Here is a 17,362-nt window from a genome sequence, read left to right on the forward strand (position 1 = left end):
ATCGGACCCCGTGTTCGGTGGCTTCCGCACGCGCCGGGGATTTCCTCATTCCAGCAAGCCTTCCGGCGGTTCGAGCACCACGCGCCCGCCGGCGAGATCGACCGTCGGCACGATCGCCCGGACGAAGGGCACGAGCACCTCGCGGCCGTCCACGTCCAGTTCGAGCAGCTCCCCTGCCGGGGAGTGCACGACCTCGGCGACGGTGCCGAGCACCGTGCCGTCGGCCAGCTCGGCACGCAGACCGGCCAGCTCGTGGTCGTAGAACTCCTCCGGGTCACCGGTCGGCGGCAGCGCGCCGGTGTCCACGGTGAGCAGAGCCCCACGCAGCGTTTCCGCGACGTCGCGGGTGAGCACCTGCTCGAAACGCACCAGCAGCCGCCCGCTGTGCTCGCGGGCGGCTGCCACGGTGAGTTCCCTCTCGCTGCCGTCTCGCAGCTTCGTCGCGACGACCGCACCGATCGCGAACCGCTCCTGTGGAGCGTCCGTGCGCACGTCGACCGCGAGCTCGCCGCGGATACCGTGCGCCTTCGCGATCCGGCCGACTACGACGTCCATCCTGACCGTCCGTATCTCAGCCGGGTCAGCGATCGGTGTCGACGACGTCCACCCGGACGCCGCGGCCACCGATGCCGCCCATGACGGTGCGCAGGGCGGTCGCGGTGCGCCCGCCCCGGCCGATCACCTTACCGAGATCGTCGGGGTGCACGTGCACCTCGAGCGTGCGGCCACGGCGGGTGGTCAGCAGCTCGACCCGGACCTCGTCCGGGTTGTCGACGATCCCGCGCACCAGGTGCTCGAGGGAGTCGGCGAGGAAGCTCACTCGGACTTCTCGCCCTCGCCGGCCTCGGGCTTCTCCTCGGCCTTCTTCGGGGCCTTCTTCTTCGCCGTGATGGCCTCGGCGACCGGCTCCTCACCGGCCGCGGCCAGCGCCGCGTTGAACAGGTCCTGCTTGGACGGCTTCGGCTCGGCCACCTTCAGGGTGCCCTCGGCGCCCGGCAGGCCCTTGTGCTTCTGCCAGTCACCGGTGATCTCCAGGATACGCTGGACCGGCTCGGTCGGCTGCGCGCCGACGCCCAGCCAGTACTGCGCACGGTCGGTGTCGACCTCGATCAGGCTCGGCTCTTCCTTGGGGTGGTACTTGCCGATCGTCTCGATGGCCTTGCCGTCCCGGCGGGTGCGCGCGTCGGCGACGATGATGCGGTAGTACGGCGCACGGATCTTGCCGAGGCGCTGCAGCTTGATCTTGACGGCCACGGGTGTGGGTACTCCTCGTTGCTCTCTGGTGCGGTGCGGGCGCACGCCGGACCCCGTGGGGACAGGGCTGCGGGCACCCGAAGGTCAGGAGCTCCCGCACGGTGAGAGGGTCCGGCGGAAGCGGGCAGTGCACCATTCTGCCAGACGATGCGCGCGGGCCTGCGCAGACCCCGGCCGCGGCACCGGGAAGCCGGGTCAGAACCGGGCCACGCCGAGCGCGCCGAGCAGGATCGCCACCGCGGGCAGGAAGTTGTTCACCGCGTGGGCCACGACCCCGCCCGCGAGCCGTCCGGTGACGAGCCGGGCCAGCCCGATCGGGACCGCGATGACCAGCAGCAGCGTGGTGCGCAGCGGCTCCAGGTGGCTGGCCGCGAACACCGCCGTGGACAGCAGGAACGCGGCGAAGCGCCCCCACCGCTCGCTGCTCCACTTCAGGCGCTCGACCGCGCCCCAGAGCAGCCCGCGGTAGATGATCTCCTCGCAGATCGGGCCGAGCAGCCAGAGGTAGGCGAACATCACCACGGCCGCGGGCACGGACATCTTCCGGTCGTCCACCAGCGCGCTGATCGCCGAGGTCGCGTCGGCGGAGCCGACCACCCGGGTCCACAGGTAGGCACCGAGCGAGGTGAGCACGAGGCCGAGCAGGCCGAACTTGAGCCCGGTCTTCACGTCCGCCCAGCACCAGCGCAGCCGCAGGTCCAGCACCGGGCCGTTCCCGCGCACGACGGTGATCAGCAGCGCGACCCCGGCCGCGATCATGGTGGGCAGCATGGTGCCCAGCAGCACCGAGCTGATCGGCAGCGGCTTTCCGGGCGGGGGATCGCCGGCGAGCACGCTGACGAACGCGGCCGAGGCGAGCAGGACCGCCTCGACGAGCAGGAACGCTCCGAACCCCCAGCGCGGCGCGGGCGGTCCGGCGGGCTCGGCCACCGTGTCCTCCCCCGCGATCGGAGGGCCGCCCGGGAGGGGTTCCCGGTGCTGGGAAGTCGTCACGCCGCTCCTCCGGTGCTCGCGCGGATCACCGGTCGAGCCTAACCGCCCGGACGACTTCGTACAGTACTCGAATGATCACGCGGACGATCAAGGTCCGTCGGCGTCGGCAAGTCGCGTTGCACAGACCGCAGAGGTCCGTGAAGGGGTCCTTCATGGACTCTGAGTCCGTGAAGGACCCCTTCACGGACCCGAAAACGGTCCGGCACACACCACGAGGTGGGCGCGCGTCTCGCACCGTCGATGATGACGCGGCAGCCACGGCTCTCTGCTGATCACCGGCCCTCGACATTGCCGGGGTCCTGATCAGTGTCCGGTGAACAGAAGGACCGCGGGCGGCAGGTTGTTCGTGGCGTGGGCGATCACGCTCGCCGCGGTGCGGCCGGAGCGACAGCGCGCCACCCCCAGGACCAGCCCCTGCCCGAACAGCGCGATCACGCGGGTGGATTCGCCGTGTATCACGGCGAAGACGAGCGCGGTGAGCGCCAGCACCACCCACGGCGGCACGCGGTGGTGCTCCAGACCGTTCCACAGTGCCCCGCGGACGAGCAGTTCTTCGGTGATCGGGACGGCTATCACCAGCGCCGCCGCAGCTGCCGCGAGCCAGAGATAGCTGCCCTCGGACACGTCGGGGAGGTCGGTGAGCGGACTGTCGGACACGTCGTCGCCGCCGTAGACCGCGAGGACGCCGAGGTTCAGCAGGTAGCCCACGACGAGCGCGAGTGCGCCACAGGCGAGGCCGATGCGGACGTCGCGCCAGTGCGGCCGCGCCCCGAAGTCACGGTCGAGGCCGAAGCCGAAGCGCATCGAGCCGAGCACCGGGCTGAGCCCGAGCACCAGGTTCGGCACGAACGACAGCAGCAGGCCCGGACCGGCGAGGAGTCCGACCGGATCGTCATCTCCACTCGGGTGAGTGACCGCTGCTGTGGTGATCAGGGTGACAAGGTGATAGCCCGCCACTCCGGCGAAGAACGCGGCGAACGCCCAGTGGGCACCGAAGATCCGCCTGCCCGCGTTGTCGTCGACCACGCCATCACGCTAGGTGGCGGCGTGGTGGCACGGTGCGGCGGGGTCGATCGAGAACCGGGTGACTTCTGACCATTCACACACCGTCTCGGCAAGGAATTCCTCACCCTCTCGGGGGTATTCGCAGAGCGGCAAGGGCCGATCTTTGCCACGGCAACCACGGTCGATGCTACTGAGCAACTGCGGAAGGTCCTGTTGTCCCCCTATAGAATGAACAACTTTCGGGTGACGCTCCCGTCGCTCCCGGGCACCAGATCTACTCAGGTCAACCAGCGCAAGAAAACATTCACCCGGCAGATCCCGATCTTTCCGCAACGGGGCATTCAATTAGGTGTCCGGACGATTTCACGGTAAGACCACTTCGCTGCTCATCACCGGACACCTGCTGCGCCCTTTCTTCTACGACAGCCGCGCCGCAGGTCTCCGGGAACCCGAGTCGCGCACCATCTCGCGTGTCAGGAAAGGACATTGTTGTGGGTTGCTTGCCCATGCGGAGAAGCATGGCGTCCGCGGCATCGCTGTTTCTCGTGCTGACGGGCTCGGCCGCGGTGCAGATCGCGACGTCGCCCGAGGCCGTCGCGGCCGGCGAGAACGGCTACGTCTTCAACGACCAGTGGACGCTGGTCAGCCCGGGTTCCGCGTCGGGGCCGCGTACCCCGAGCGCGTTCAAGAGCCAGGCGGCCACCAAGGCCACCACCAAGATCCCGCTCTCCACCGGGACGGTCGACGTGACCGCCCAGTTCTCGGCCGGTCCCGAGCAGCTGCCTGGGGCGAACTTCCTCGCCAACGGCACGAACCAGGCGTCCTACGGAGCCGCGGCGAACATGCTGACCGGATCGCCGGATCCGGCGAAGCTGCCCGCGCTGGGCGTGCTCACCACGGCCTCCAGCTGCGGCGGCCCGGTGGGCACCGCGGCGCATCAGAACTTCGACGGGGTGTGCGAGAACACCGGCAAGCTGACCCTGAAGTTCTCGAAGCCGGTGACCAACCCGGTGCTGGACATCACCGGCCTCGGTGGCCAGTCCAATGTCGAGCGGGACATCAACGGTGTCTTCTGGGCCCGCGGGTCGTTCGACGCGACGCATTGGACGATCCAGACCCCCGGGGTCAGCTTCGCCGAGCTGTCCGGCGGCCGGACCAATCTGAAGACCGACGGCAAGACCCTCGAAGTCGCCGCTGACAACAGCCACAACATGTGCAACGAGCGTCCGCAGGGACACGCGGGCACGGACTACCGGACTCCGAAGACCGACTTCGCCGGATGCGGTTCGGCTACCCTGCTGGGCACCTTCAGCGAGGTCACGTTCAAGCTGGACACCGAGGTCCGGCGGTTCTCGAACTTCCCCGCCGCGACGTACGACACCGGCAGCCTGTACTTCAAGGACCGCAAAGACGGTCAGGCCGACGGCATCAACGGCCTGAACGTCGTGCCGGGCGAGTCTCCCCTGGTGCCCGAGTACGAGGCCGAGGCGACCACCTCGGACCTGCACCGCGTCTCGCTGCGGCTGCCGGAGACCAACCGGCTCGGTGACTTCGTCTGGGAAGACACCAACGGCAACGGACTCCAGGACTCCGGCGAACCCGGCGTCGCAGGCGTCAAAGCCGAACTCCTCGACTGCACAGGCAAGCCGGCCGACGGAGACGGCAACGGCAAACCGGACACCGCAGTAACCGACGCGAAGGGCAAGTACTCCTTCGACGGCCTGCGCGACGGCTGCTACCAGGTGCGTTTCACCGCGCCCAATGGCAAGACCTTCACCAAGCCCCGCGCCGGGGACACCACGAAAGACTCCGACGCCGACCCCAAGACCGGCACCACCGGACAGACCACCCTCGGCGCGGACAAACGTGAAGACCTCACACTCGACGCCGGACTCGTAGCCAAGACCGGCAACCGGCTCGGTGACTTCGTCTGGGAAGACACCAACGGCAACGGACTCCAAGACACCGGCGAACCCGGCGTCGCAGGCGTCAAAGCCGAACTCCTCGACTGCACAGGCAAGCCAGCAGACGGAGACGGCAACGGCAAACCCGACACCACAGTCACCGACGCCCAAGGCAAATACCACTTCGACGGCCTGCGCGACGGCTGCTACCAGGTGCACTTCACCGCACCCGACGGCAAAACCTTCACCAAGCCCAACATCGGGGACAACGCGAAGAACTCCGACGCCGAGCCCAAGACCGGCACCACCGGACAGACCACCCTCGGCGCGGACAAACGTGAAGACCTCACACTCGACGCCGGTCTCGTGGCCAAGCCGGGCAACCACCTCGGTGACTTCGTCTGGGAAGACACCAACGGCAACGGACTCCAGGACAGCGGCGAACCCGGCGTTCCCGGAGTCAAGGTGGAACTCCTCGACTGCACAGGCAAGCCGGCCGACGGAGACGGCAACGGCAAACCGGACACCGCAGTAACCGACGCGAAGGGCAAGTACTCCTTCGACGGCCTGCGCGACGGCTGCTACCAGGTGCACTTCACCGCACCCGACGGCAAGATCTTCACCAAGCCCCACGCCGGGGACAACACGAAAGACTCCGACGCCGACCCCAAGACCGGCACCACCGGACAGACCACCCTCGGACGGGACAAGCCGACGGACCTGACCGTCGACGCCGGCCTGGTGCCCCAGTCGGGTGCTCCTGGTCTCATCGACAAGGCCAGTGAAAGTGGTCCGCTCGCCTTCACGGGTGTGGACATCGCTTGGATGGCCGGGGCCGCGGTCCTGCTGCTCGGCGGAGGTGGGGCTGCTCTCCTCTACGTGCGCCGTCGCCGCAGTACGGTCACGGATGAAGGCTGACGTATCAGCGCAGCTGTGAAATGAAGTGCGGGGTGCTCACCGGTCTCGGCCGGGAGCACCCCGCATTTTTGACGGTCAACAGCCGCGTACGCACAGACGGTGCGCCGCTCAATCGAAGACGGTGCCGCCCAGCACGATGTGCTTCGGGTGCCGAAGGACGGCGAGGTCTTCACGCGGGTCCGCCGGGTAGACGATCAGGTCGGCGGGTGCGCCGTGCTCTATGCCGGGATGGCCGAGCCACTCGCGGGCCGCCCAGGACGCACTGGCAAGCGCCTGCGTACGCGACATCCCGGCGCGGTGGAGAGCCTCGACTTCGTCGGCGATGAGGCCGTGTTCGACCATGCCGCCCGCATCCGTGCCCGCGAAGACACGTACGCCGGCCTCGACGGCCGTGGAGACCATCTCGCCGACACCTGCGTGCAGCGCACGCATATGGGCCGCGTACGTGGGGTACTTCGTGGCCTTGTCCGCGATGCCGGGAAAGTTCTCGATGTTGATCAGAGTCGGCACGAGCGCGACATCTCGACGGGCCAGCTCGGCGAGCTGTTCCGAGGACAGCGCGGTGCCGTGTTCAAGACAGTCGACACCGGCTTCGATCAACGCCGGCAGCGCGGCTTCGCCGAACACGTGCGCCGTGACCCGCGCGCCCAGATCGTGTGCCACACGGATCGCCTCGGCGAGTATGTCTTCCGGCCACAACGGCGCCAGGTCGCCCTCTGCACGGTCGATCCAGTCGCCGACCAGCTTGACCCAGCCGTCCCCGTCGCGGGCTTGTTCCGCGACGGCTTCGGGCAGCAGCGCCGGGTCGTCCAGCTCGATCGCGTAGCCCGGGAGGTAGCGCTTCGGGAGCGCGAGGTGCCGGCCGCAACGGATGATCGTCGGCAGATCGGCCCGCGACTGCAGGGGCCGGACGTCGATCGGGAGACCGCAATCGCGGATCAGCAGCGTACCGGCGGCACGGTCGACAAGGGCCTGCTGCTCGGCTTCCGCCGGCGGCACCGCGCCACCCGGGCCGATCCCCGGGTGGCAGTGCGCGTCGACCAGGCCGGGCACCAGGAACCCGTCGGTGCACAAGGTTTCGGCGCCGGGGACCGGTTCGGCCGAGATGCGCCCGTCCTCGATCCACAGCTGCGCAGGCTCCCCCGCCGGCAGTACGGTGCCGGTCAGGTGCAGTGCGCTCACTTGGGGTTTTTCGGCAGCTTGAACTTCGAGGGATCGAATCCAGGGACGTCGTTCATGCTGCCGAGCTGGGACAGGCCGGGCATCCCGCCACCGGCGCCACCGGGGGGCAGCATCGGCATGCCACCGGGCATCCCGCCACGCAGCTTGGGCTGTGTGGGGCCGCGGCCCTTGCCTTTCTTCCCTTTCTTGCCCTTGCGTGTTTTGCTGCCGCCGCCCCCGCCGAAGCCGAAGCGGCCGGCCATCTGGGCCATCATCTTCCGCGCCTCGAAGAACCGGTTGACCAGGTCGTTCACGTCGCGCACGGCGACCCCGGAGCCGTTCGCGATGCGCAGCCGCCGGGAGCCGTTGATCATCTTCGGGTCGGCCCGCTCGGCCGGCGTCATGCCGCGGATGATCGCCTGCAGCTTGTCCAGGTGCTTGTCGTCGACCTCGGCGAGCTGGTCCTTCATCTGCCCGGCGCCGGGCAGCATGCCCAGCAGGTTGCCGATCGGGCCCATCTTGCGCACCGCGAGCATCTGCTCGAGGAAGTCCTCCAAGGTCAGCTGGCCGCTGGTCAGCTTCTGCGCGGCCTGTTCGGCCTGTTCCTGGTCGAAGTGCTGCTCGGCCTGCTCGATCAGGGTCAGCACGTCACCCATGCCGAGGATGCGCGAGGCCATCCGGTCCGGGTGGAAGGTGTCGAAGTCCTCCAGCTTCTCGCCGTTGGACGCGAAAAGGATCGGCTGGCCGGTGACCTCGCGTACGGAGAGCGCGGCACCACCGCGGGCGTCACCGTCGAGCTTCGTGAGCACGACGCCGGTGAAGCCGACACCGTCGCGGAACGCCTCGGCGGTGGTCACCGCGTCCTGCCCGATCATGGCGTCGACCACGAAGAGGACTTCGTCCGGCTCGACCGCATCGCGGATATCCGCGGCCTGCTTCATCAGCTCTTCGTCGACACCGAGACGACCTGCCGTGTCGACGACGACGACGTCGTGCTGCGCGTGCCGTGCTTCGGCGATGGCACGACGCGCGACGTCGACCGGGTCGCCGACGCCGTTGCCTGGCTCGGGCGCGAAGGTGGTCACTCCGGCACGCTCGCCGACCACCTGCAGCTGCGTGACCGCGTTGGGCCGCTGGAGGTCACAGGCGACCAGCATCGGCGCGTGGCCCTGCTTCTTCAGCCACATCGCCAGCTTGCCCGCGAGGGTGGTCTTACCGGCACCCTGCAGACCCGCGAGCATGATCACCGACGGCGGGTTCTTCGCCAGGTTCAACCGGCGCGTCTCACCGCCGAGGATCGCCACGAGCTCCTCGTTGACGATCTTGATGACCTGCTGCGCCGGGTTCAGCGCCTGCGAGACCTCGGCGCCCTTCGCGCGTTCCTTGACCCGCGCGACGAACGCCTTGACCACCGGCAGCGCGACGTCCGCTTCCAGCAGCGCGATGCGGATCTCGCGCGCGGTGGCGTCGATGTCGGCGTCGGACAGCCGGCCCTTGCGCGAGAGCGACTGAAGGGCCGAAGTGAGCCGATCGGAGAGAGTGTCGAACACGGGGGTGCACGCTCCAGCTGGGTCGAGAGTTCGCGTGCCGGGCAGCACACAGCCGCCCCGGCATCTCCCGAGGGTAGCCGCCCCGGCTCCCGGGCTTCACGGGTGCGCAGGTATTTGTACGTGTACGTTTACTACCTGGCGCGGCCAGTTCAGCTCAACCATAGGAACTCTGGTGTCGGCCCCGACGGATTTCAGTAAATATAGGCGTATGACATCAGCGATCAAGCAGCACGCCGAACCCGCCGGCGAACTGACCGCGCTCGCTCGCGAGGTGCGCGAAGGCGTCGGGCGGCTCGACTGGCGGATGCGCGCCGAAGCGGACGCGCCTTCGCCGGGGGCGGCCGCGCTCACGGTGCTTTCCCGGCTCTCTCGCGCCGGTACGCACACTCCGGGTGAGCTGGCCGAGACGGAGCGGATGCACCCACAGTCGCTGACGCGGATCCTGGCCACGCTTACCTCGCGCGGGCTCGTCACGCGCACCGCGGACCCTTCGGACGGACGGCGGTCGTTGATCGACATCACCGCCGCCGGACGTGCGGTGCTGCGGGAGTACTCGATGTCGCGCGAGAAGTGGCTGGCCGCCGCGATGGACCGCTCGCTCAGCACAACGGAGCAGGAGCTGCTGCGGATGGCTTCGCAGCTGCTGAAGCGGCTCGCGGAATCCTGAGTCGCGGGGTGGTCCCGGGGCCAGCCGCTCCCCACGACCGGCCCCGGAACCACGGCGAAAGAACACACCTCCCCGGGTGTCCTCCGCCGCCGGCACGCTCGCGGGTACCCCTCGTCCGCTGCGCCGGGGTGCAGTCTGCCTGGAGCGCCACCGGCCACGGCAGCGTGAAGTCACCTAATCGGACTGAGTAGTACTACTCAAACGCGAGTGTCCGGTCCGGCGGACTCGCGAACACAGTCGAGCGAAGGCTGCGCTTCGACCAGCGCCTCGGCGGAACAGCTCGCCGCGCACGCCGCGGCCTGCAGGACTTCGGTGACCACTTCGAGGTCCACCGTGGGGGCCGCGACCAGCGCGACGTTGCGGACGTCCACCCGCCCGGCGAGCCCGGCCAGCGCGTGCGCGAGGGCGCGCTGGCCGGCGACCAGCTGGGTGACGACCTCGGTCAGCTCGCCCAGCGTCGCCGCCTCGTCGTGCCCCCGCAGCGTTTCGGCCAGCTCCTCGGCGCAGGACCGCAGATGACCGGCGACCACGGTGGGAGGCAGGGACAATCCCGGGAGATTCTGCTCCGGACCCCGCATCGTGCTCACCCCCGCTAGCACCCTCCTCGGACCCGCGTCATCCTGCCATCGGAATCGGCCGGCGCCTCGGAGACACCCCGAATGGGTGAGTCCGGACGGCGCAAACCGGCTCACCCGGCAGCAGCGAGCACCGCGGATTCCACCGTTCGGCGCCATCCCGGCTCGATCCGGCCACTGCGTGGGGCCACCGCGAACGAGTCGACTGCCACCCCGCCGAGCGTGGCCACCTTCGCCCACCGCACGCGAGCTTCGCCGCGAAGCGCACCTGCCACGCGAAACAGCAGGCCGATGCGGTCTGCCGCGCGAAGTTCCAGCACCACGGTGTCCGAGCCGCTCGTTTCGTCGTCGAACCAGCGCACGCGCGGGGCGACGACGGGCACCGACGAGGTGGAGTAGTCACGCTCTTTCGCCGCAAGACGGTCGATCAGGGGAAGAGCGCCGGACACTGCGCGCGCGAACTGTTCCCGCAAGAGCGCAGAGTCCGGCAGCGAGCCGAATCGCGGCGAAGCAGTGAACACACCCGCGCGACCCGCGTCGTGCAGTACGGCGCTGTGTACCTCCAGGGAATTCAACGCGAGCACTCCTGCGGCAGGTGCCAGCAGTTCGCCGCCCGTGGGCACCGCGAGAAACGCCGTCACCACCTTGCCGTGTGCAGTGATCCGGACCTGGCCGAGGCCGGTACGCGCGGCTTGGCCGACCAGGTCCCGCTGCGCTTCGTCCAGCGGCTCCGGTGGTGTGAATCCCTTGCCGTGCATTGCCTCTTCGCAGCTTGCGACAAGCTCGGCGAGCAGCCGGTCCTTCCAGTCGGTCCACACGCCCGGTCCGGTGGCCAGCGAATCGGCGCGAGCGAGTGCGTGCAGCAGCTCCAACAGCACCACGTCGCTGTCCAGTGTCTTCGCAACACGAGACACTGTGGCCGGATCGGCGATGTCGCGCCGCGTCGCGGTGTGGGGCAGCAACAGGTGGTGCCGGACCATCGCCGACACGGTCGCGACATCCGTACGCGACAACCCGAGCCGTTCTGCGACGTGGGCGGAGATTTTCGCGCCCAGTTCCGAATGGTCGGCATCGCGGCCTTTGCCGATGTCGTGCAGCAGTGCACCGATCAGCAGCAGATCCGGGCGCGACACCGTCGTCGTCAGCTTCGCTGCTTCGACGCACGCCTGCACCAGATGCCGGTCCACAGTCCACTGATGCACCGGAGAACGGGGCGGTAGATCACGAATCGCGCCCCATTCCGGGAAAAGCCGCGCCCACAGGCCTGTCCGGTCCAGCGCCTCGACAGCGTCGACCAGGCCCTCCCCCGCGCCCAGCAGCTCGACGAGAGCGTTGCGCGCGTCATCCGGCCATGGCGTACGCAGCTCTGGTGCGGAGTCGGCCAAGGTGCGCAACGTGCCGTACGAAATCGATTTCCCAGTACGCGCAGAAGCCGCCGCAACCCGCAGGAGCAACGCTGGGTCTTTGGCCGGGACGGCATCACGCGCCAACGCGACCTCCGTGCCGTGCAACACCACACCCTCTGCCAATGGCGTACGCGCGGGCCTTCGCCCGAATCGGGCGCGCGGTGGCTCCACAGTGGAGCGAAGCGCGACATCCACCGCGTACCCGATCACTCGACCCGTGCCGGAAAGCTTGCGAGCCAAGGCGAACCGGTCGCTGAAGCCCAATTCTGCGGCCACGTGTTCGGCTTCCGGCGCGCTCAGCACGTCGCGCTCTCGTCGCAACTCACGCCGCAACTCGGTACGTACGTCGAGCAGGAGTCCCTTCGCAGCCAACAGCTCTTCGTTCGGACGGTCGGTCAGCTGCGCCGCCGCCAACGCCTCCAGCACGCCGAAATCCCGCAGGCCGCCTCGCCCGTGTTTCAGATCGGGTTCTGCAGACTGCGCGATCTCACCGCTGCGTCGCCAGCGCGTGTGTACGGAATCAGCCAGCTCCGACAGCCGCTTACGGGCCGTACGTCGCCACAGGTCGCGTGCGGCGGAAGCGAGCCGCGCGGTCAGGTCGGCGTCACCGGCGAGGTGCCGGGCGTCGAGCAGGCCGAGCGCGGTCCGCAGATCTTCCGAAGCGACCTGCACCGCTTCGCCCGGCGTACGCACGGAATGGTCCAGCCCGACCTTCGCGTCCCACAGCGGGTACCACAGCGCGTCGGCCATCTCGCCGACCCGCGGGTTGCCGTTGTGCACGAGTACAAGGTCCAGATCCGAGAACGGCACCAGCTCGCACCGCCCGAGACCGCCCACGGCGACCAGCGAGACACCCGGTTCCGCGGTGTCCAGTCCGGCCGCCGTGGCGGCTTTTCTCAGCCAGAACTCGTACAGGTCGACCAGTGCCGCCCGCAGCGCGGCCGGCCGCAGCCTGCCGTCCAGCAGTCCTGCGGCCGCCCTGCCCAGTTCACCCCCGTCGGTCATCCCCCGGCGCCCTAGAGCGCGTCCGTGCCGCGTTCGCCGGTCCGGACCCGGATCACCGTCTCGACCGGGGTGACCCACACCTTGCCGTCGCCGATCTTCCCGGTGTGCGCGGCGGTGGTGATCGCGTCGAGCACCTTCTCCACCGCCGTGTCGTCGGTGACGACCTCGATCTTCAGCTTGCTCACGAAGTCCACCGAGTACTCGGCGCCGCGGTAGACCTCGGTGTGCCCCTTCTGCCTGCCGTAGCCCTGCACTTCGCCGACCGTCATGCCGAGCACGCCCAGCTGCTCCAGCGCGGACCGGATGTCGTCGAGCGTGAACGGCTTGACGATCGCGGTGATCAGCTTCATGCCTTGGTCTCCTCGAGTTTCGTGGCGGTGGCGGGCTTCACCGGGAACGTGCTGTGCTGGCCGATCCCGCCCATCCCGGTGAAGTCGTAGGCGCTTTCCGCGTGCTGCGCCTCGTCGATACCGCTCACCTCGTCCTCGGCGCTGACCCGGAACCCGCCCGCCTTCTTGATCGCGAAGCCGATGATCAGCGACAGCACGAACGAGTAGCCCAGCACCGCGAGCGCGGCGACCACCTGGATGCCCAGCTGTTTCCAGCCGCCACCGTAGAACAACCCGTCGGCGCCCGCGGAGTTGACGCTCGTGGTGGCGAAGAAGCCGATCAGCACGGTGCCGACGAGACCGCCGACCAGGTGCACGCCCACCACGTCGAGCGAGTCGTCGAAGCCGAACCGGTATTTCAGCGACACCGCCAGCGCGCACAGCACCCCGGCGATCACCCCGATCGCGATCGAGCCGAGCGGGCTGACGAACCCGCACGCCGGGGTGATCGCGACCAGCCCGGCCACCGCGCCGGAGGCCGCGCCGAGCGTGGTCGGCTTGCCGAACTTCAGCTGCTCCACGACCAGCCAGCCGAGCACCGCGGCCGCCGTGGCCACCGTGGTGTTGGTGAACGCGACGCCGGCCAGGTCGTTCGCGCCGAGCGAGGAACCGGCGTTGAAGCCGTACCAGCCGAACCACAGCAGCGAAGCACCGAGCAGCACGAACGGGACGTTGTGCGGGCGGCCGGTGTCCTTCGGCCAGCCCTTGCGCTTGCCGAGCACGATGGCCAGCGCGAGGCCGGCGGCGCCGGCGTTGATGTGCACCGCGGTACCGCCCGCGAAGTCGAGAGCCTTGAGCTTGTTGGCGATCCAGCCGCCGACCGCGTCCGCGCCGGTGAACCCGTCGAAGGAGAACACCCAGTGCGCGATCGGGAAGTAGACGATGACCACCCAGATCACCACGAACAGGGTCCAGCCCCAGAATTTCGCGCGGTCCGCGATCGCGCCGGAGATCAGCGCCGGGGTGATGATCGCGAACATCAGCTGGAACATGCAGAACGCCAGCAGCGGCAACGCGTCCGGGCCCGGCCACGCCACCGCCGGCGGGCCGTTCGCGGCGAGGCCGACGAGCTTGCCGAAGGTGTCCGACAGCCCGGCGAAGTCGAAGTTGCCGACCAGGCCGCCGAACGCGTCGTTCCCGAAGGCCATGGAGAACCCGAAGAGCACCCACAGCACCCCGACGACCGCGAGGGCGATGAAGTTCATCATCAGCATGTTCAAAACGCTCTTCGCGCGGACCATGCCGCCGTAGAAGAACGCGAGTCCTGGCGTCATGAGCATGACCAGCGCGGCGCTGATCAGTACCCACGCAGTGTCTCCGGCGTTCAGCACAATCTTCCTCCCGTGCACTGGGTAGCTGGCAGGGAAGTCTTCGGCGCGGGTGTTTCACGGGGCGGCGCGCAAGGTTTCCCGTACGTGAACTCCGGTACCGGAGTTGTTACGGGAAGGTTTCCGGCCGTTCGGCCTGCCGCGTCCGGTTGCGAAACGTCATGGTCGAATAGCGGCATGACAGCAGCCGGACCCGGAATCGACCCATTGCCACCACGGGTCGTGGACGCACTGCGCTGTTCGGTGTGCGGTTCCCCCATCGAGTTGGCCGGGCGCACTCTGCGTTGCGAAAGCCGTCACTCGTTCGACTTGGCCCGCCAGGGTTACGTCAATCTGTTGCACGCGCGGATCCCGGCCGGCACGGCGGACACGGCGCCGATGGTGGAGGCGCGCTCGGCATTGCTCACTTCGGGCGCGTACGCGCCTCTTGCGGACGCCGTCGCCGCCGCAGCCGGCGCGCCGAGCGGCTTGGTCGTGGACGCCGGTGCGGGGCCGGGCTACTACCTCTCTCGGGTCCTGGACGCGGCGCCGTCGGCCGTCGGCCTTGCGTTGGACGTGTCGGCCATAGCGTTGCGTCGCGCGGCAAGGGCGCACCCACGACTGGGCGCCGCGGTGTGGAACCTGTGGGAGCCGTGGCCGGTGGGCGACGGCGTCGCCGAAGTGGTGCTCGACGTCTTCTCGCCGCGCAACGCGGCCGAATTCCACCGGGTCCTCGCGCCTGGCGGCATTCTCGTCGTGGCCGCGCCGCTGCCCGGCCACCTCGCCGAACTGGGTGACCTCGTGCTCGCGGTGGACGAACGGAAGGAACAGCGCCTCGAAACCACTCTCGGCACGCACTTCACCCGTGAAGCGGTCACAGAGGTGGTGCGGACGAGCGCTTTCACCGCGCAGCAGGTACACGACGTGGTCGCGATGGGACCGGCAGGGTTCCACCTGGACCGCGACGGGCGTGGGGAGCGGCTTCGGTCCGCCGCTGCCAGGGACGTGACGCTCGCCGTGACGGTCGGCGTCTGGCGACGTAACGACTGATCACGTCACCGATTGACGCGGGCCCGCACAGTGGTCTCCCGGGTGCTCTCGTTCATCTCATCCGTCCTCTCCGGCTCCGGCGGAATCGTGCAGACAGGCCCAGTGAACTGCTCACCTCGTTCCCGGCCATGCCAAGCTCGCCACCACCGGACCAGGCCGGCACGGCACCCGGGATAGCCTGGGGTATGGCGAAACCCTCTCCCCTGCAGATCCGCAACATCCTGGCCGCGGTGCTCATGGCCGCCGCGTTCGTGTGGAACCTGGTGGCCGGCGGGCCGTGGTGGGTCAGCGCGATCGTCGGGGTCGCCTGCCTGCTGTCCTCGTTCTCCGCCTACCTGAACCGGCCGAGCGCCCGGGGCTAGTTGGCGTTCAGCCGGTGGCCGCGCGCACTTCGCCGGGAGTTCAGCCGCCGCTGATCTACTCTCTTCCGCCGAAACGCGGCAGGAGAACGGAGCGCTGGTGTCAGGGAACGGCTTCACCGTCCATACAGACGAGTTGCACACTTTCAGCAGGTATTTGGACGGCAGGACCGCACCAGCGGTGCACGACGCGGCGAAGTCGGTGGACGACGCCAACCGCGGGGACGTCGATTCGTTCGGCGTGCTCCTCGCGCAGCTCCTCGCCGTCCCCGCGCGGATCACGCTGAAGACCGTTTCCGACAATCTGCACGGCGTCGCCGACGATGTGACCAAAACCGCAGGCAGCACCAAGCAGGCGGCGGAGCGTTACGCCGAGCAGGACGCGCATTTCGCGGCCGGGCTCGGCAAGTTCGATCCGGAGGCGGCCGGATGAGCCTCGTCGAGCCGACCACCACCACCGGCGCGGGCGTCGCGGACAGCTGGCACAGCGTCGCCTCCTCGATCCGGGAGATCCGGGATCTGCACGGCGCGGACGCTGCCGCGGTGGGCGTGGAGATCGGGGTTTCGCTGGCCGGCGCGATCGCGGACACCGTCGCGTTCGCCCTGGACCCGCTCGGCAAGCTGATCGCCGCCGGGCTCGGCTGGATGGTCGAGCACCTGTCGTTCCTCAAGATGCCGCTGGACAAGCTGGCCGGTGACCCCGCCGCGATCAAGGCGATGGCCGAACAGCTGCATCGGACCGGCGAAGACCTGCGTAACTCCGCGAAGGACCTGGACCGCACTCTGGAGAAGACGATCACCGAGTGGCAGGGTGGCGGCTTCGAGGCGTTCCGGAACGAGATCGGGCAGCGGCGCGGCCAGATCGAGAGCGCCGGGCAGTCGGTCGACGCCGCCGGTTACGTCGTGGAGACGACGATGGCGCTGGTCACCGCGTCGCGTGCGCTGATCCGGGACATGATCACCACGTTCCTCGGCGAGATCATCTCCACCATGCTGATCGCGCTGGGGATGGCGGCGTTCACCTTCGGCGCGTCGCTCGTGGCCGGGGTGGCCAACTGCGTCCGGGTGGGGATCTCGCTGGCGCTGGACTTCTCGTCGAAGCTGGCCAAGATCCTCGGGCTCGGCGGGCGCACCGCGGCGCGGCTGGCGGAGCTGGCCGCGAAGGTCAAGCCCGCGCCGGGCGGCGGCAGCGCGGGAGGCACGCAGGAGCTGACCGATCTTCGGCCGCCTACCCCGCACAACCCCGGCACGCCGCCTCCGCCGGACAGGAGCACCCCGCCGCCCCGAGAGGTGCACGAGGAAGACCCGTACGCGACGTGGCTGGCCGCGGATAGGCACTTCAATCCGCCGCCCCACACCGAAAACGCACTGCCGTCGCACGACACGGGCACCCCATCGCTGCACAGTGAGCGTCCATCGTCCGACACGACGACCACGTCGACCACTTCGACAGCCGGAACCGAGCCGCCCGCACCGAAGCCGCAGTCGCCGTTCAAGCCCTACGACATCGGGTTCATGAAGAAGCACGAGGACTGGATGAAGTCCGCGTGCGAGCGCATCAAGGGCTACACCGGCGGCAAGAACGCCTGGGACGACATCGTCAAGGCACCGGACAAGTTCTTCCAGAAGTACCCGGAGGCCTACCCGTACCTGAAGGGCATCGCCGACACGAAGAGCAGCAAGAACCTCGTGGGCTGGGGCGGCAAATCGGCGGTCACGCTCGACAAGTCCCTCACCGACGTCCAGATGCAGGCGGACGACGCCTGGGCGCAGTCGGACGAGCAGTGGCGCACGGACCCGGCAGCGCAGAAGGCCTGAC

Annotated in this window: 17 protein-coding genes; 6 read left to right on the top strand and 11 right to left on the bottom strand. The window is 68.9% G+C overall.

Going from position 1 to position 17,362, the window contains the following annotated elements:
• Positions 1-45: 45 nt before the first annotated feature.
• From rimM to ATK36_RS08215, 5 genes are all read right to left on the bottom strand, one after another.
• Entirely contained in the window at positions 46-555 is a 510-nt protein-coding gene (gene rimM, locus ATK36_RS08190; RefSeq protein ID WP_098510718.1) for a ribosome maturation factor RimM, read from the bottom strand.
• Between the two features lie 25 nt (positions 556-580).
• A complete protein-coding gene (locus ATK36_RS08195; protein ID WP_003103110.1) occupies positions 581-820 on the bottom strand; it encodes an RNA-binding protein in 240 nt (79 codons plus the stop codon).
• On the bottom strand, positions 817-1,254 hold the full coding sequence (gene rpsP / locus ATK36_RS08200; protein ID WP_098510719.1) for a 30S ribosomal protein S16: 438 nt from the start codon (positions 1,252-1,254) through the stop codon (positions 817-819). The genes ATK36_RS08195 and rpsP overlap by 4 nt, the downstream gene beginning before the upstream one ends.
• A gap of 195 nt (positions 1,255-1,449) precedes the next feature.
• On the bottom strand, positions 1,450-2,247 hold the full coding sequence (locus ATK36_RS08205; protein ID WP_098510720.1) for a CPBP family intramembrane glutamic endopeptidase: 798 nt from the start codon (positions 2,245-2,247) through the stop codon (positions 1,450-1,452).
• A gap of 303 nt (positions 2,248-2,550) precedes the next feature.
• Positions 2,551-3,273, bottom strand: coding sequence for a CPBP family intramembrane glutamic endopeptidase (locus tag ATK36_RS08215; RefSeq protein ID WP_098510722.1), 723 nt, complete (start codon positions 3,271-3,273; stop codon positions 2,551-2,553).
• Positions 3,274-3,770: 497 nt separating this feature from the next.
• On the opposite strand from ATK36_RS08215, the gene ATK36_RS08220 reads away from it, so the two are divergent.
• Positions 3,771-6,074, top strand: coding sequence for an SdrD B-like domain-containing protein (locus tag ATK36_RS08220; protein WP_141544396.1), 2,304 nt, complete (start codon positions 3,771-3,773; stop codon positions 6,072-6,074).
• 108 nt (positions 6,075-6,182) lie between these two features.
• Here ATK36_RS08220 and ATK36_RS08225 read toward each other — a convergent pair whose 3' ends face one another.
• Together ATK36_RS08225 and ffh are read right to left on the bottom strand one after the other, a co-directional pair.
• Positions 6,183-7,256 carry an amidohydrolase family protein gene (locus ATK36_RS08225; protein ID WP_098510724.1) on the bottom strand — a complete coding sequence of 358 codons (1,074 nt, stop codon included), beginning with the start codon at positions 7,254-7,256 and terminating at the stop codon, positions 6,183-6,185.
• Complete coding sequence (ffh, locus tag ATK36_RS08230) at positions 7,253-8,785, bottom strand: signal recognition particle protein (RefSeq protein ID WP_098510725.1); 1,533 nt, start codon at positions 8,783-8,785, stop codon at positions 7,253-7,255. Before ffh ends, ATK36_RS08225 begins: the two co-directional genes overlap by 4 nt.
• A 208-nt stretch (positions 8,786-8,993) precedes the next feature.
• On the opposite strand from ffh, the gene ATK36_RS08235 reads away from it, so the two are divergent.
• On the top strand, positions 8,994-9,452 hold the full coding sequence (locus ATK36_RS08235; RefSeq protein WP_098510726.1) for a MarR family winged helix-turn-helix transcriptional regulator: 459 nt from the start codon (positions 8,994-8,996) through the stop codon (positions 9,450-9,452).
• 197 nt (positions 9,453-9,649) lie between these two features.
• Here the strand turns inward: ATK36_RS08235 and ATK36_RS08240 are convergent, their stop codons facing one another.
• From ATK36_RS08240 to ATK36_RS08255, 4 genes are all read right to left on the bottom strand, one after another.
• Entirely contained in the window at positions 9,650-10,030 is a 381-nt protein-coding gene (locus ATK36_RS08240) for a hypothetical protein (RefSeq protein ID WP_098510727.1), read from the bottom strand.
• A 110-nt stretch (positions 10,031-10,140) separates the two neighbouring features.
• Complete coding sequence (locus tag ATK36_RS08245; RefSeq protein ID WP_098510728.1) at positions 10,141-12,438, bottom strand: [protein-PII] uridylyltransferase; 2,298 nt, start codon at positions 12,436-12,438, stop codon at positions 10,141-10,143.
• A gap of 11 nt (positions 12,439-12,449) precedes the next feature.
• Complete coding sequence (locus ATK36_RS08250; protein ID WP_098510729.1) at positions 12,450-12,788, bottom strand: P-II family nitrogen regulator; 339 nt, start codon at positions 12,786-12,788, stop codon at positions 12,450-12,452.
• Complete coding sequence (locus ATK36_RS08255; RefSeq protein WP_170069659.1) at positions 12,785-14,158, bottom strand: ammonium transporter; 1,374 nt, start codon at positions 14,156-14,158, stop codon at positions 12,785-12,787. Before ATK36_RS08255 ends, ATK36_RS08250 begins: the two co-directional genes overlap by 4 nt.
• A 174-nt stretch (positions 14,159-14,332) precedes the next feature.
• Between ATK36_RS08255 and ATK36_RS08260 the strand changes: the two genes are divergently transcribed.
• From ATK36_RS08260 to ATK36_RS08270, 4 genes are all read left to right on the top strand, one after another.
• Positions 14,333-15,184 (top strand): putative RNA methyltransferase, encoded by an 852-nt coding sequence (locus ATK36_RS08260; RefSeq protein ID WP_098510730.1) that lies wholly within the window; start codon positions 14,333-14,335, stop codon positions 15,182-15,184.
• A 185-nt stretch (positions 15,185-15,369) separates the two neighbouring features.
• A complete protein-coding gene (locus ATK36_RS32080; RefSeq protein ID WP_170069660.1) occupies positions 15,370-15,546 on the top strand; it encodes a hypothetical protein in 177 nt (58 codons plus the stop codon).
• A gap of 97 nt (positions 15,547-15,643) precedes the next feature.
• The gene (locus ATK36_RS08265) at positions 15,644-15,976 is read left to right on the top strand and encodes a hypothetical protein (protein WP_141544397.1); all 333 of its coding nucleotides are present in this window, start codon (positions 15,644-15,646) and stop codon (positions 15,974-15,976) included.
• Positions 15,973-17,361, top strand: coding sequence for a WXG100 family type VII secretion target (locus ATK36_RS08270; RefSeq protein WP_098510732.1), 1,389 nt, complete (start codon positions 15,973-15,975; stop codon positions 17,359-17,361). Before ATK36_RS08265 ends, ATK36_RS08270 begins: the two co-directional genes overlap by 4 nt.
• The last annotated feature ends 1 nt before the right edge of the window (position 17,362 follow it).

Origin of the sequence: Amycolatopsis sulphurea (assembly GCF_002564045.1) — a bacterium.
GTDB classification, from domain to species: Bacteria; Actinomycetota; Actinomycetes; order Mycobacteriales; family Pseudonocardiaceae; genus Amycolatopsis; species Amycolatopsis sulphurea.

Bases quoted from the DNA above. Each gene is read 5' to 3' on its own strand.
- rimM (WP_098510718.1), bottom strand. From the start codon at position 555: ATGGACGTCGTAGTCGGCCGGATCGCGAAGGCGCACGGTATCCGCGGC.
- ATK36_RS08220 (WP_141544396.1), top strand. From the start codon at position 3,771: ATGGCGTCCGCGGCATCGCTGTTTCTCGTGCTGACGGGCTCGGCCGCG.
- ATK36_RS08235 (WP_098510726.1), top strand. From the start codon at position 8,994: ATGACATCAGCGATCAAGCAGCACGCCGAACCCGCCGGCGAACTGACC.
- ATK36_RS08240 (WP_098510727.1), bottom strand. From the start codon at position 10,030: ATGCGGGGTCCGGAGCAGAATCTCCCGGGATTGTCCCTGCCTCCCACC.
- ATK36_RS08245 (WP_098510728.1), bottom strand. From the start codon at position 12,438: ATGACCGACGGGGGTGAACTGGGCAGGGCGGCCGCAGGACTGCTGGAC.
- ATK36_RS08250 (WP_098510729.1), bottom strand. From the start codon at position 12,788: ATGAAGCTGATCACCGCGATCGTCAAGCCGTTCACGCTCGACGACATC.
- ATK36_RS08260 (WP_098510730.1), top strand. From the start codon at position 14,333: ATGACAGCAGCCGGACCCGGAATCGACCCATTGCCACCACGGGTCGTG.
- ATK36_RS32080 (WP_170069660.1), top strand. From the start codon at position 15,370: ATGGCGAAACCCTCTCCCCTGCAGATCCGCAACATCCTGGCCGCGGTG.
- ATK36_RS08270 (WP_098510732.1), top strand. From the start codon at position 15,973: ATGAGCCTCGTCGAGCCGACCACCACCACCGGCGCGGGCGTCGCGGAC.